General features: G+C 60.2%; 14 protein-coding genes. 9 read left to right on the top strand and 5 right to left on the bottom strand.

The window, feature by feature from the left end; translation table 11 throughout:
* Positions 1-78 precede the first annotated feature (78 nt).
* Genes ACIP8I_RS21985 through ACIP8I_RS21970 form a run of 4 tightly spaced genes read left to right on the top strand, consistent with a single transcriptional unit; the run spans position 79 to position 3623 of the window.
* Positions 79-951 carry a hemin ABC transporter substrate-binding protein gene (locus ACIP8I_RS21985; RefSeq protein WP_400763913.1) on the top strand — a complete coding sequence of 291 codons (873 nt, stop codon included), beginning with the start codon at positions 79-81 and terminating at the stop codon, positions 949-951.
* A 50-nt stretch (positions 952-1001) separates the two neighbouring features.
* Positions 1002-1985 (top strand): FecCD family ABC transporter permease, encoded by a 984-nt coding sequence (locus ACIP8I_RS21980; RefSeq protein ID WP_400763984.1) that lies wholly within the window; start codon positions 1002-1004, stop codon positions 1983-1985.
* Positions 1985-2752, top strand: a complete 768-nt coding sequence (locus tag ACIP8I_RS21975; protein ID WP_400763910.1) for a heme ABC transporter ATP-binding protein — start codon at positions 1985-1987, stop codon at positions 2750-2752. Before ACIP8I_RS21980 ends, ACIP8I_RS21975 begins: the two co-directional genes overlap by 1 nt.
* A 19-nt stretch (positions 2753-2771) precedes the next feature.
* Positions 2772-3623 carry a ChaN family lipoprotein gene (locus ACIP8I_RS21970; RefSeq protein ID WP_400763908.1) on the top strand — a complete coding sequence of 284 codons (852 nt, stop codon included), beginning with the start codon at positions 2772-2774 and terminating at the stop codon, positions 3621-3623.
* A 226-nt stretch (positions 3624-3849) separates the two neighbouring features.
* Here the strand turns inward: ACIP8I_RS21970 and ACIP8I_RS21965 are convergent, their stop codons facing one another.
* The 4 genes from ACIP8I_RS21965 to ACIP8I_RS21950 form a co-directional block, all read right to left on the bottom strand.
* Positions 3850-4650 (bottom strand): Crp/Fnr family transcriptional regulator, encoded by an 801-nt coding sequence (locus tag ACIP8I_RS21965; RefSeq protein WP_400763905.1) that lies wholly within the window; start codon positions 4648-4650, stop codon positions 3850-3852.
* Between the two features lie 16 nt (positions 4651-4666).
* Positions 4667-4939 carry a TfoX/Sxy family protein gene (locus ACIP8I_RS21960; RefSeq protein ID WP_003228231.1) on the bottom strand — a complete coding sequence of 91 codons (273 nt, stop codon included), beginning with the start codon at positions 4937-4939 and terminating at the stop codon, positions 4667-4669.
* 288 nt (positions 4940-5227) lie between these two features.
* On the bottom strand, positions 5228-5572 hold the full coding sequence (locus tag ACIP8I_RS21955; RefSeq protein ID WP_123464123.1) for a pentapeptide repeat-containing protein: 345 nt from the start codon (positions 5570-5572) through the stop codon (positions 5228-5230).
* Positions 5573-5663: 91 nt separating this feature from the next.
* Positions 5664-7220 (bottom strand): AAA family ATPase, encoded by a 1557-nt coding sequence (locus tag ACIP8I_RS21950; RefSeq protein WP_400763901.1) that lies wholly within the window; start codon positions 7218-7220, stop codon positions 5664-5666.
* Between the two features lie 116 nt (positions 7221-7336).
* Here ACIP8I_RS21950 and mrcB point away from each other — a divergent pair, with 116 nt between their 5' ends.
* Genes mrcB through ACIP8I_RS21935 form a run of 3 tightly spaced genes read left to right on the top strand, consistent with a single transcriptional unit; the run spans position 7337 to position 10768 of the window.
* Positions 7337-9661: a penicillin-binding protein 1B gene (gene mrcB, locus ACIP8I_RS21945; protein ID WP_007963918.1), complete on the top strand. Its 2325-nt coding sequence runs from the start codon at positions 7337-7339 to the stop codon at positions 9659-9661.
* Positions 9662-9677: 16 nt separating this feature from the next.
* Positions 9678-10433, top strand: coding sequence for a hypothetical protein (locus tag ACIP8I_RS21940; protein ID WP_400763899.1), 756 nt, complete (start codon positions 9678-9680; stop codon positions 10431-10433).
* A complete protein-coding gene (locus ACIP8I_RS21935) occupies positions 10433-10768 on the top strand; it encodes a YqcC family protein (protein WP_007963922.1) in 336 nt (111 codons plus the stop codon). Before ACIP8I_RS21940 ends, ACIP8I_RS21935 begins: the two co-directional genes overlap by 1 nt.
* 92 nt (positions 10769-10860) lie before the next feature.
* Here the strand turns inward: ACIP8I_RS21935 and ACIP8I_RS21930 are convergent, their stop codons facing one another.
* Positions 10861-11277, bottom strand: a complete 417-nt coding sequence (locus ACIP8I_RS21930; protein WP_400763895.1) for a DUF4124 domain-containing protein — start codon at positions 11275-11277, stop codon at positions 10861-10863.
* Between the two features lie 399 nt (positions 11278-11676).
* On the opposite strand from ACIP8I_RS21930, the gene ACIP8I_RS21925 reads away from it, so the two are divergent.
* Positions 11677-13401 carry an acetolactate synthase 3 large subunit gene (locus ACIP8I_RS21925; RefSeq protein WP_027614081.1) on the top strand — a complete coding sequence of 575 codons (1725 nt, stop codon included), beginning with the start codon at positions 11677-11679 and terminating at the stop codon, positions 13399-13401.
* 2 nt (positions 13402-13403) lie between these two features.
* Positions 13404-13615: acetolactate synthase small subunit (gene ilvN / locus ACIP8I_RS21920; RefSeq protein WP_400763893.1), on the top strand; the 212-nt coding region annotated here is incomplete at its 3' end.

Below are 13615 nucleotides of genomic sequence, written 5' to 3'. Positions count from 1 at the left end.
CCACTGCGCGCAGCCGCCGCCAAGGATACTTGGCCCGCCGGTTCGCTGCCCGGGAAAACTTTTCAAGGAAAGCTGCGTATGCGCCTGATTACCCGCGTTGCCGTGCTGTGTGCCGGACTGCTCGCCAGCCTTCAGGCGACAGCTGCCGATTTACCACAGCGTTGGGTCAGTGCCGGTGGCGCGCTCTCGGAGTGGGTGAGTGCGTTGGGCGGAGAATCCAAACTGGTGGGCGTTGACACTACCAGCCAGCATCCTGAATCGCTGAAGCAACTGCCCAGCATTGGCTATCAACGCAGCTTGTCGGCAGAAGGCATTCTCAGCCTGCGTCCGGACATCCTCATCGGCACCGAAGAAATGGGGCCGCCACCGGTTATCGCTCAAGTGAAAAGCGCCAAGGTACAGGTCGAACTGTTCTCGGCGCAGCCGGATCTGCCGACCCTGGAAAAAAGCATCACGCATCTCGGGCAGTTGCTCGGCGCGCAAGGCCAGGCGGCGCAGTTGCTGGAAAGTTATCAACAGCAGCTGACCGCGCAGAAAGCCCGAGTCGCCGAGTTGCAGACCAAACAAAAGGCGCCCGGTGTACTGGTGCTGATCGGGCATGCCGGCGGCAAACCGCTGATTGCCGGCAAGGACACTGCCGCCGACTGGCTGCTGCAACGGGCCGGCGGACATAACCTGGCGACGCATACCGGTTACAAGCCGTTCTCCGTGGAGTCGCTGGCCGGGCTCGATCCTGAGGTGCTGGTGTTTGCTGATCGCGCGTTGAGCGGTGAGGCGGCAAAAGCGGCATTGTTCAAGGAAAACCCCATTCTCAATTCAAGCCGTGCGGCCAAGACCGGACGGGTACTGGAGCTGGATCCGACGCTGCTGGTCGGCGGGCTCGGGCCGCGTTTGCCGGCGGCACTGAAGAATTTGTCTGACGGCTTTTACCCGACCGCGAGCGGCCAATGACCGTACTGGTCAAACCACGCAGCCTGTTTATCGGCCTGACACTCCTGTGTTTGCTGGCCATCTGGTTGTCGTTGGCGTTGGGGCCGGTCAGCCTGCCTCTTTTGGATACCTTGCGCGCGGCGTTGCGCATGCTCGGTATGCCGCTGGCGCCGGATGGGCTGGAGCAGGCTGAACTGATCCTCGGGCAGATCCGTCTGCCACGCACCTTGCTCGGTCTGGCCGTCGGCGGTGTGCTGGCGCTGTCGGGGGTGGCGATGCAGGGCCTGTTCCGCAATCCGCTGGCCGATCCGGGGTTGGTCGGGGTGTCCAGCGGCGCGGCGCTCGGGGCGGCGATTGCGATTGTCGGCGGTTCGTTTTTTGGCGGGTTGCCGGAGTGGTTCGGGCCGTATCTGTTGTCGGCGTGTGCGTTTCTCGGTGGGCTCGGGGTGACGGCGCTGGTCTATCGACTCGGGCGGCGCAACGGTCAGACCAATGTCGCAACCATGCTGCTGGCAGGGATTGCCCTGACGGCGCTGGCCAGCTCGGCAGTCGGGTTGTTCACCTATCTGGCAGATGACGCGACTTTGCGCACGCTGACGTTCTGGAACCTGGGCAGCCTCAATGGTGCGAGTTATGCGCGTTTGTGGCCGTTGCTGATTATCAGCACTGGCGTTGCGCTGTGGTTGCCGCGCCGTGCCAAGGCGCTGAATGCGTTGTTGCTCGGTGAGTCTGAAGCCGGGCATCTGGGAATTGATGTCGAGCGGCTCAAACGTGAATTGGTGTTCTGCACGGCGTTGGGTGTTGGCGCGGCGGTAGCGGCAGCCGGGATGATCGGCTTCGTCGGGCTGGTGGTGCCGCATCTGGTGCGCTTGCTGGCCGGGCCGGATCACCGGGTGCTGTTGCCAGCGTCGGTGCTGGCGGGGGCAAGCCTGCTGTTGTTGGCCGATCTGGTGGCGCGGCTGGCGCTGGCGCCGGCAGAGTTGCCGATTGGCATTGTCACTGCATTTATCGGCGCGCCGTTCTTCCTTTATCTGCTGCTGCGAGGACGTGCCTGATGTTGCGTGCGCACAATCTGCACATCCGTCGCGGGCGCAAGACCGTCCTCAGCGACGTCACTTTGCAACTTGAATCGGGTGAGGTCCTGGGTGTGCTCGGGCCGAACGGTGCCGGCAAAAGTACCTTGCTCGGTGCCTTGTGTGGTGAACTGGCGGCCAGCGAAGGCGAGGTGTTGCTCGACGACAATGCTCTGAATCACTGGACAGGTACGCAGCGCGCTCAGCGTCTGGCGGTGTTGCCGCAGGTTTCGACGCTGGATTTTGCCTTTCGTGTCGAAGAAGTGGTCGGCATGGGCCGGTTGCCGTATCAGAGCGGCCGCGTGCGCGATGACGAGATCGTCGCTGCAGCACTGGACGCGGCGGATGCCGCGCACCTGAGCGGGCGCAGTTATCTGGCGCTGTCGGGTGGCGAGCGTCAGCGTGTGCATCTGGCGCGGGTGCTGGCGCAGTTGTGGCCGGGGCAGGCCGGGCAAACCCTGTTGCTGGACGAGCCGACCTCGATGCTCGATCCGCTGCACCAACATACGACGCTGCAAGCGGTACGTGAATTTGCCGACCGTGGCGCAGCAGTGCTGGTCATCCTGCATGATCTGAATCTGGCGGCGCGCTATTGTGACCGGGTGTTGCTGCTTGAGGGCGGGCGCCCGGTGGCGCTGGATACGCCGCAGCAAGTCTTGCGACCGGACTCGCTCAAAGCCGTGTTCGGTCTCGAAGTATTGGTGCAGCCGCACCCGGAGCGCGGGCATCCGCTGATCATCGCCCGCTGATTTCTCATCGAGGTGATGCATGCGCGGGATCTGGTTGTTAGCCGTATTGTGGCTTGCGGGGTGTCAGCATGTTGCTGCGCCGCCACCGCTCAGCGGTGAGATTCGCGATCTGAACAGCGGCCAGGTGTTGACGGCGCAGGAACTACTGACGCGTCTGGCCAAGCCGCACCAGCTGATCATCGGCGAACAGCATGACAATGCCGATCACCACGCCGTGCAGTTATGGTTGCTGCAAGCGCTTGGGGAACAGCGCCCTCAGGGCAGTCTGCTGCTGGAGATGCTTACGCCGAATCAACAGCCGAAAGTTGATCAGGTTCGCCGCGCAGCAACGCCCCTCACTGATCTTCCCGCCACACTGGCCTGGCAGGATGGCTGGGACTGGAATCTTTATGGACCGATCGTTCGGTTCGCCCTCACGCAAGGCTATCCGCTGTTGGCGGCCAATCTGGACGACAGTGAAATCCGCGCGTTCTATGGTCAGCCGCCAGCCCTGAACGGTGATCGCAGCAATGCGGCAACGGTAAAAGCCACGCTGCTCGAACAGATCAGCGATTCACATTGCGGCTTGCTGCCCAAATCGCAGATGCCGGCAATGCTCGCGGTTCAGCAACAGCGCGATCGGCGCATGGCCGAACGTTTGCTGGCAGCGCCGACGCCAGCCTTGCTGCTGGCGGGTGCCTGGCATGCGCGCAAGGATGTGGGCGTGCCGTTGCATGTTCTGGATCTGGGCGCAGCCCAGGCGCCAACGGTGCTGATGCTGGCCGAGCAGGGTGCCGAGGTTACTGTGGCGATGGCCGATTACGTCTGGTACACCCCGGCCACGCCCGCGCAGGATTACTGCGCACAGATGCGCAAACAGTTCGGCCAATGACTTTTCCACAGGCAAAAAAAGACCCGGTAAAAACCGGGTCAAATAACCGTGATTAGCCTGATGAGGAGATAATCTGAGAGTCCGAACCAAGGGCTTTTCAGAATATCGACTGATCTCGCGACCAGTTGTGATAATCATAGCGATTCTCATTACCGAGTCAACCACTGTTTTTCCGTTTGCTTGATTTAGTCGGGCAAATGGCCGGAATGCCCCGGAAATATGGGACTCAACGTGGAGGTTTAACGGCACTCAGTTGCGTGATCTGTTGATTGAGCTGGCCGATACGTCGGGCCATGCTCTCGATCAGGCTGTGGGCAATTTTCGGATTGTTGCGGGTCATGTTCAGAAACTGCTCGCCGGGAATCAGCATCACCGTGCTCGGCTCGCGCGCGATGACCGTAGCGTTACGCGGCTCACCGGTGAATACGGCCATGGCGCCGAAAATCTCGTCCTTGGGCACTTCGCCAACCTTGTGTCCATCAACAAAGGCTTCGGCATGTCCATCGATGATCACGAAGACGTGATCGGCGGCATCGCCCTGCTGGATCAACACCTCACCGCTCTCGACGCGTTTAAAGCCATTGGTGCTGCGAAATTCCCGTGGTTTCAGTTCGGCCAGCGCGTGAGCCAGTAGCGCCATCTGTCCCAGCAGATACTCAAGCCATTGCTCGGCGCGGTCAGGCTCGGCATACAAATGCTGGAACAGCTCGGTTCGCCGATAGGGCAGCAAGCGCACTGGCCCGTCGCTGCGCAGGTGGCAGTCGGTCCAGGCGTCACCTTGCTGCAGACCGATCAGATCGCCTTCCTGCCAGTAAAACAGAGCACGACCGCCGATATGGCCGTGGATCACGCCCTCTGTCAGCAGAAACAGCTGATCGTGTGGGAGCTGTACCATCAGGTCGTCAGAGATTTCTGGCTCAAAGGCTGGCCCGCACGGCGCAAGGCCTTCCAGCCAGCGCTCAGGCAAACTCTGCAAGCGATTGATCAGTGCATCGACCTGTGCCGTTTGTTCCCCGAGCAGATACATGGCAGTCAGCGCCCGTTCAGTTCTTGTGACGCGAGGAGATGGCTTCGAGCTGCTTGTTCAAGGCGTCTTTGCGTTCGGCCGGGATGTCGTTCCAGTGCACATCCATCAGCGCCCCTTCGATCGCATACAACAACACCTTCGATGCGCGAAACCCGCGGGTACGCACCGCCCGATAGGCGTCCACCGCCCCCAGGCGACGCAAGTCCGAGGCGCTGTGGATCCCCACGGCATGCAGCCATTGCGCCGACGTCTTGCCAAGATTCTTCAGGTGTTGCAGTTCATCATTCATCAAGCCTCCTTGCGACGGCCGAATGGTGCGTGGGCGATCTTCTCAGGAGTGTAGCCATCAGTAGGAAAAGCGTGGTTGTTTGGTCGGATTAGACGCAAACGCTTCTAAGAAAGCGCGATGGAAAGGTCTGCCAGCGCAGAAAGAAGGGATAAAGCAAGTTACCGTGTAGGAGTGGGCCTGCTCGCGAAAGCGTTTTCAAGCTCGAATATGTGGTGACTGACACTACGTCATCGCGAGCAGGCTCACTCCTACAGGAGGAGGGCGTTGTGTCAGGCAATAATAGGTGTTTCAGCGCGTGCGATAGCGCAGGCGAGTACCAAAATTCATCGACATCAGGATCTCGTCGGCACTCAGTTCCGGCGGGAAGTACGCTCCGGAAATCTGGGCGTGCGCCAGGCTTGCGCCTTCGAGTGATGAATTACGGAAATCGATGCCACGCAAATCGGCAGATCGGAAGTAGGCGTCACGGAAATCCACGCCGTCGGCGTTCAGTTCACGCAGATCGAGACCCCGGAAGTCGCCACCGACCATGTCGATCGGGCCGTCGTTCGGGCGTTCCTTGTTGAAGCCTGTGATGTCGTCCTTGTGCAGCAAGGCATAAAGCGGGGTGTCGAGAAGTTTCGGCTGGCTCATGTCACATCACCTGTTGGTTTTATGACGCCAGTATAGTGCCACTATTTGACGGCCGTGAAGCCAGCGAGGGCTTCACGGCCGAAATAGTTTCTTACAGGCCTGGCAAACGCTGACGGATCTGTGCGACTACGGTGTCGAGGGTCCCGCTTTCATTGGTCTGCACGCGTTTGCTGCGCAGAATCTCTTCTGGCGTCAGCGCTTCGCGGCTGGACTGCTGGGCCTCGATGACCGCCAGCGTGGCGTCGGAAGGATCCTTCTTGTCAGCCTGACGAATCGCCAGCCAGCTTTCGATCACCGCCTGAGGCGCGTTGCAGTCGAGGATCAGGAACGGCGTGCCGGTGGCCTCGGCCACTTGAGCGGCGTTGTCGCGCTGCTCACGCTTGAGGTAGGTCGCATCAATCACCACCGGAAACCCGGCGTGCAGAATCACGCCGGCAATCTCATGCAGGCGGGCATAAGTGGCGGCGCTGGCGTCGGCGCTGTAAATCCCGGCCTGCACGTCGTTGGCTACGGTCTGCTCGCCGAACAGACGTTTGCGCTCGACGTCGGAACGCAGGCGAATCGCGCCCAGCGCTTCGACCAGACGCATCGCCACGTGGCTCTTGCCGACAGCCGATACGCCGTGGGTGATGGCCATGAAGCGCGAAGGAATGGTGCTGTAGCTTTCCGCCAGGTTGGCGTAATTGCGGTACTGGCGCAGGGTGGTGGCGCGCTGCACCGGGGTGGCGTCCGCCGGCATGCTGAACAGTGCAACTTTGGCGCGAACCAGCGCGCGGTAGGCTTTGTAGAAATTCAGCACTTCCAGGCCTTGATAGTCGCCGGTCAGTTCCAGGTATTGACTGATGAAACGACGGGCCAGGGATTTCAGGCCGCGGTCTTCCAGGTCCATCGCCAGGAAACCGGTGTCGGCCCAGACGTCAGTGAAGCGGAATGGTTCGTTGAACTCGATGCAGTCGAAGATCACCACCTTGCCGTCGATGACTGTGGCGTTGCCCAGGTGGATGTCGCCGTGGCATTCGCGAGTGAATCCCTCGGCCTTGCGCTGGGCGAACAGTGGCTTGAGACGATCGAAGCTGCTCTCGGCCCAGGCTTTCAGTGCCTCGAGTTGCAGCAGATCGTTTTTGTCGCTAAGGAACGGCAGAATCTGTTCGAAGTTCTGGCGCACCGGGGCCATCACGCTGTCTGGCGTGCCGGCGTCGTGCTCGGCCGGGACTTTTGGCGCGCTGAGGTGGAATCTGGCGATCTGTTCGGCCATTTCGTCGATGTGCTGGGTGGTCAGCTCACCGTTGGCTTGCAGGGTGCTGAGCAGGCCGGTCTGCGGGAATTGACGCATCTTCAGCACATAGTCGATCACCGGGCCGTCGCCGCCCAGTTGTGGCGCCTCGACGCTGCCGGTCACCGGCAACACGTCCAGATACAAATCGTCGGTCAGACGCTGGTTCAGGCGCAGCTCTTCAGCACAGAAATGTGCGCGGGATTCGAGGCCGGTGAAGTCAAGGAAGCCGAAATTCACTGGCTTCTTCACTTTATAAGCAAACGGGCCGGTGAGGATCACCCAGGAGATGTGGGTTTCGATGACCTGGAACCCTTCGACGGGGTGCGGGTAGAGGGCCGGGTTTTGCAGGGCAGCGATCAGGGACTGGCTCACGGGCGATCCTTCAGAGACTGGGAAATTCGAGGTCGTCATTATGGCCGCTCGCCAGCCTGACGCAAACCTCGGAGCGCTCCTGTTGAGTATGAATAAAGTGCGTATAATCCGCCGCCATGACTCGAACTCGATCCCCCCGTACCAAGAAAAAACCAGTCTCCAAGGGCCTCAGCCCATGGTTGAGCTGGGCCATTAAACTCAGCCTGGTCGGCCTTGTGGTGTTGGCCGGCTTCGCTGTTTACCTCGATGCCGTGGTGCAGGAGAAGTTCTCCGGCAAGCGCTGGACCATCCCGGCCAAGGTATACGCGCGCCCGCTGGAGCTGTTCGTCGGACAAAAGCTCAGCAAGGACGATTTCCTCACCGAACTCGATGCCTTGGGCTATCGCCGCGAAGCCGTGAGCAATGGCCCCGGTGCCGCCGCCGTTAACGGCAATACCGTCGATCTGAATACTCGCGGCTTCCAGTTCTATGAAGGCCTGGAGAAACCGCAGCCGGTGCGCGTGCGTTTCTCTGGCGACTATGTAGCCGAGCTCTCCGGGCTCAACGGCGGGAAGTTGTCCGTGGTGCGGCTCGAGCCGCTGATGATCGGCGGCATTTACCCAAAAAATCTTGAAGACCGCATCCTGATCAAGCTCGATCAGGTGCCACCGTATCTGCTCGACACCCTGGTCGCGGTGGAAGACCGTGATTACTACAGTCACTGGGGCGTTTCGCCGAAATCGATTGCCCGGGCGATCTGGGTCAACACCTCTGGCGGCAAGATGACCCAGGGCGGCAGTACGCTGACCCAGCAGTTGGTCAAAAACTTCTACCTCACCAATGAACGCAGCCTGAGCCGCAAACTCACCGAAGCGATGATGGCGATGTTGCTGGAGCTGCATTACGACAAGAAGGAAATCCTTGAGGCCTACCTCAACGAAGTCTTCGTCGGGCAGGACGGCCAGCGTGCGGTGCACGGTTTCGGTCTGGCCAGCCAGTTCTTCTTCGGCCAGCCATTGTCCGAGCTGAAGCTGCATCAGGTTGCGTTACTGGTCGGCATGGTCAAAGGTCCGTCCTACTACAACCCGCGCCGCAATCCCGAGCGTGCGCTGGAACGGCGTAACCTGGTGCTCGACGTGCTTGAACAGCAAGGCGTGGCAACTGCCGAACAGGTCGAAGCGGCGAAGAAAATGCCACTGGGTGTAACCACTCGCGGCAAGCTCGCCGACAGCTCGTTCCCGGGCTTCATCGATCTGGTCAAACGCCAGTTGCGTGAAGACTACCGCGACGAAGACTTGACCGAAGAAGGCCTGCGCATCTTCACCAGTTTCGACCCGATTCTGCAGATGAAAGCCGAGGCGTCGGTCAACGACACCTTTAAACGCCTGGCTGGACGCAAGGGCTCCGATGATGTGGAAGCGGCGATGGTCGTGACCAATCCGGAAACCGGCGAAGTGCAGGCGATGATCGGTAGCCGTCAGGCCAGTTACGCCGGTTTCAACCGGGCGCTGGACGCCGTGCGGCCAATCGGCTCCTTGGTCAAGCCAGCGGTGTATCTGACCGCACTGGAAAAACCGAGCCACTACACGCTGACCAGTTGGCTGTCGGATGATCCGCTGTCGATTAAAGGCGCGGACGGCCAGGTGTGGAAACCACAGAACTATGACCGTCGCTCTCACGGTACCGTGTTCCTTTACCAAGGGCTGGCGCACTCCTACAACCTGTCGACCTCGCGTCTGGGCCTGGAAGTCGGTGTGCCGAATGTGCTCAAGACCCTTGCGCGTCTGGGCGTGACCCGAGAATTCCCGGCGTTCCCGTCGATGTTGCTCGGGGCTGGCGGCATGACCCCGATCGAAGTGGCGACCATGTATCAGACCCTCGCCAACGGTGGTTTCAATACGCCGATGCGCGGGATTCGCAGCGTACTGACCGCCGAGGGCGAACCGCTCAAGCGTTATCCGTTCCAGATCGAGCAGCGATTTGATCCGGCGTCCATCTACCTGATCCAGAACGCCATGCAGCGGGTGATGCGTGAAGGTACCGGCAGCTCGGTTTACAACGTGCTGCCCAAGACCCTGACGCTGGCCGGCAAGACCGGTACCAGTAACGACTCGCGTGATAGCTGGTTCGCCGGTTTCAGTCAGGATCTGCTGGCGGTGGTCTGGCTGGGTCGTGACGACAATGGCAAGACCCCGTTCACCGGGGCGACCGGTGCGTTGCAGGTGTGGACCAGTTTCATGCGCAAGGCTGACCCGCTGCCGCTGGACATGCCGCAGCCGGACAACATCGTGCAGGCGTGGGTCGATTCGCGTACCGGGCAGGGCTCGGATGCCAACTGTCCCGGGGCGGTGCAGATGCCGTATATTCGCGGCAGCGAACCGCCACCCGGCGCCGCGTGTGCAAGCGAAACGCCTGCCTCGCCGGAGTCGGTGATGGATTGGGTCAAGGGCTGGATGAATTAAGCAAAGAGGGTTTCAAGTGAACAAGTGGTTGATTCCAGCGGTGACTGCCGTGGCTTTGCTCAGTGGCTGCTCTACCGTACAGCGTGGTTCGATCCCGGTGGTGGACTCCGGCACAGCCGTGTCCAACAGCGAACGGCTGTCGGCCAACGGCGGTTTCCGCAAGACGACAGTCAAACGCCCAGTTCAGGGTCAGGCGCAATCCCAGGCCATCCCGCAAGGCGATACCGGCGTGGTGGTGATGGTGCCGGGTGGCGGTGCTGCGGCATCGGCGCCGATCAGCTCCTCGCCGATCGTTCCTGGTCCGGCTTCCGGCGGAATTACGGCGGGTCCGTACAATCCTTCGCCGGCCGAGTCGGCACCGGTCAACACCGGCAGCTACAGCATGCCTTCGACGCCGAGCGGGATTCCTTCGGCCAGCAGTGGCGGTGGTCTGTCGGCGGATGAGCAACTGGATGGCCCGGTGCTCGCCTTGCTGACCACCGCGCAACAGCAACAGGCCGGTGGCGACCTCAATGGCGCGTCCTCCAGCCTGGAGCGCGCGCAGCGCGTAGCCCCGCGTGAGCCGCAAGTGCTTTATCGTCTGGCGCAAGTGCGCATGGCGCAAGGTGATGCACCGCAGGCCGAGCAGTTCGCCCGTCGTGCGCTGACCATGGCCAACGGCCGCCCGGATTTGCAGGCCAACCTGTGGGAAATCATCGCGCAGTCCCGTGAGAAGCAGGGCGATTCCGCCGGCGCCGCTCTGGCTCGTCAGAAGGCCAAGGTTTCGCTGTGATGGATTCCCGTTTCCCGAAAATCGCCGATCAGTTGCTGTTGATCGAGCGTGAACTGCGCACGCAGGGCTGGTGGGATGAAGTTCAGCCGTCGGCCGAGGCCTTGAGCAGTGTCGAACCGTTTTCGGTCGACACGCTGGATTTCGAGCAGTGGCTGCAATGGATCTTCCTGCCACGGATGAAGATGATCCTTGAGCAGGATCTGCCTTTGCCCAACGCCTCGGGCATTCAGGAAATGGCTGAAATGGTCTTCGCCCAGCGCAATCTGCAGGGCAAGGATCGACAGCTGCAGGTGCTGCTCAAAGAGTTTGACCTGCTGATCACTGCCTCCCGCTGAACCTCTGTAGGAGCTGCCGCAGGCTGCGATCTTTTGATTCTGTTTTTAAAAGCAGGATCAAAAGATCGCAGCCTGCGGCAGCTCCTACAGGGTTATTGGCAGTTTTCAGTAATCTGTTTCTGCGTCTCGGCGAGACGCCCCTGACGCTGCGCATCATCCAGTCGCCGCAATTGCCCATCCACTTCTTCCCTCAAACGCGGATTGTTCTGCAACTGCGCCAGGTTCGTCCGTGCCTGTTCGCAAAACGCCTTGAGCTGCGCCTGCTGCTCGGTTACCTGTTTCTTGACCTTGTCGTCGATGGCTTTCTGATCGCCCAGCGCGCCGCTGCCAGGCATGGCTGCAGGTTTCGGTGGGGGTGAGGAGGGTGTCTGCACGGTCGTTGCGGGCAAACCTTGCGGTGGCTGCGCATCGAAGTGAGTGACGCCCTGGGCATCGACCCATTTGTAGATCTGACCGGCCGAGCACCAGGGGCTGAGGCCGATCAGCAGAGTTAACAGAAGCGTTCGCATGCTGATTCCTTGGCAAAATTGCGCAATTGACGCTAACAGAGTAGCTGTTTTCAGGTTTTTTCTTGCGTTCTCATGTGCTTACCCACAATTAAGCACATTGACGGCTTGACTTGGAGAGGGCGAAACAGAAGAATCCAAAGTCCGCTGTAGAGGGACTGCCAGAAGCAGACCCACTCGGTAGATCATGAGGCGCATATCCGCGTCGACCTGTTACACCCGCAACGCGTTACCTCGCGCTGGGTGGGAAAGGCCCGCAACACTTGGGACGATCCCAATACTTGCTCAGTCAGTGCTGACGTAGTCGGCGACCACCGTCGCTCATGCTCTGCCGAGAAGTAAACCTATTAAGACCCGCCCCTTTTTTGTGGACGGTATTCTGGCGTTTTAGAGGTGAACAACGTGGAGCTTTTATCTGGCGGTGAGATGCTCGTCCGCTTCTTGCGTGACGAAGGCGTCAAATATATCTACGGGTACCCGGGTGGTGCTCTCCTTCATGTTTACGATGCCCTGTTCAAAGAACCGGAAGTGACCCACATCCTGGTTCGTCACGAACAAGCGGCTACCCATATGGCTGACGGCTACGCCCGTGCCACCGGTAAAGCCGGCGTGGTATTGGTGACATCAGGTCCTGGCGCCACAAACGCCATCACCGGTATCGCCACCGCCTATATGGATTCGATTCCAATGGTGATCATTTCCGGTCAGGTGCCAAGCACCATGGTCGGCACCGACGCGTTCCAGGAAACCGACATGATCGGTATTTCCCGGCCGATCGTGAAGCACAGTTTCATGATCAAGCACGCCTCGGAAATCCCGGAAGTCATGAAGAAAGCTTTCTACCTGGCGCAATCCGGTCGTCCGGGCCCGGTCGTGGTCGATATCCCGAAAGACATGACCAACCCGGCCGAGAAGTTCGAATACATCTTCCCGAAAAAAGCCAAGCTGCGTTCCTACAGCCCGGCCGTTCGCGGTCACTCCGGGCAGATCCGCAAGGCGGCAGAAATGCTCCTGGCGGCCAAGCGTCCAGTGCTCTATTCCGGTGGTGGGGTGATTCTGGGCAACGGTTCCGCACCGCTGACCGAACTGGCGAAAATGCTCAACCTGCCAGTGACCAACACCTTGATGGGCCTGGGCGGTTTCCCTGGCACCGACCGGCAGTTCATCGGCATGCTCGGTATGCACGGCAGCTACACCGCCAACCTGGCGATGCACCATGCCGACGTGATTCTGGCTGTCGGCGCGCGTTTCGATGACCGTGTGATCAACGGCGCGGCGAAGTTCTGCCCGAACGCCAAGATCATCCACATCGACATCGACCCGGCTTCGATCTCCAAGACCATCAAGGCCGACGTACCAATCGTTGGCCCGGTGGAGAGCGTCCTGACCGAAATGGTCGCGATCCTCAAGGAAATCGGCGAGACCCCGAACAAGGAGTCCGTTGCCAGCTGGTGGAAGCAAGTCGATGAGTGGCGCGGTGATCGCGGCCTGTTCCCTTATGAAAAGGGCGACGGCAGCCTGATCAAGCCGCAGACCGTGATCGAGACCCTGTGCGAAGTGACCAAGGGCGATGCCTTCATCACCTCCGACGTGGGCCAGCACCAGATGTTCGCGGCGCAGTACTACACGTTCAACAAGCCGAACCGCTGGATCAACTCCGGTGGCCTGGGCACCATGGGCTTCGGTTTCCCGGCGGCCATGGGTATCAAGTTGAGCTTCCCGGATGACGATGTTGCCTGCGTCACTGGCGAAGGCAGCATCCAGATGAACATCCAGGAGCTGTCGACCTGCCTGCAATACGGCTTGCCGGTGAAAATCGTCATCCTGAACAACGGCGTTCTGGGGATGGTTCGTCAGTGGCAGGACATGAGCTACGGCAGCCGTCACTCGCACTCGTATATGGAGTCGCTGCCTGACTTCGTCAAACTGGCTGAAGCCTACGGTCACGTCGGCGTGCGCATCACCGATTCGAAAGATTTGAAGTCGAAGATGGAAGAAGCGTTCGCCATGAAAGATCGTCTGGTGGTGATCGATATTTCGGTCGATACCAGCGAGCACGTCTATCCGATGCAGATCAAAGACGGCTCCATGCGCGATATGTGGCTGAGCAAGACGGAGCGTACTTAATCATGCGGCACATTATTTCCCTGCTTCTGGAAAACGAACCCGGCGCTTTGTCTCGCGTAGTCGGCCTGTTCTCGCAGCGCAACTACAACATTGAAAGCCTGACCGTGGCGCCAACCGAAGACCCGACACTGTCGCGTCTGACGCTGACCACCGTGGGCCACGATGAAATCATCGAGCAGATCACCAAAAACCTGAACAAGCTGATCGAAGTTGT

It is taken from the genome of Pseudomonas sp. NPDC088414 (assembly GCF_044753325.1).
Taxonomy (GTDB): domain Bacteria; phylum Pseudomonadota; class Gammaproteobacteria; order Pseudomonadales; family Pseudomonadaceae; genus Aquipseudomonas.
Note: the sequence above shows the minus strand (reverse complement) of the source record. Positions and strands in the feature narration are given on the sequence as shown.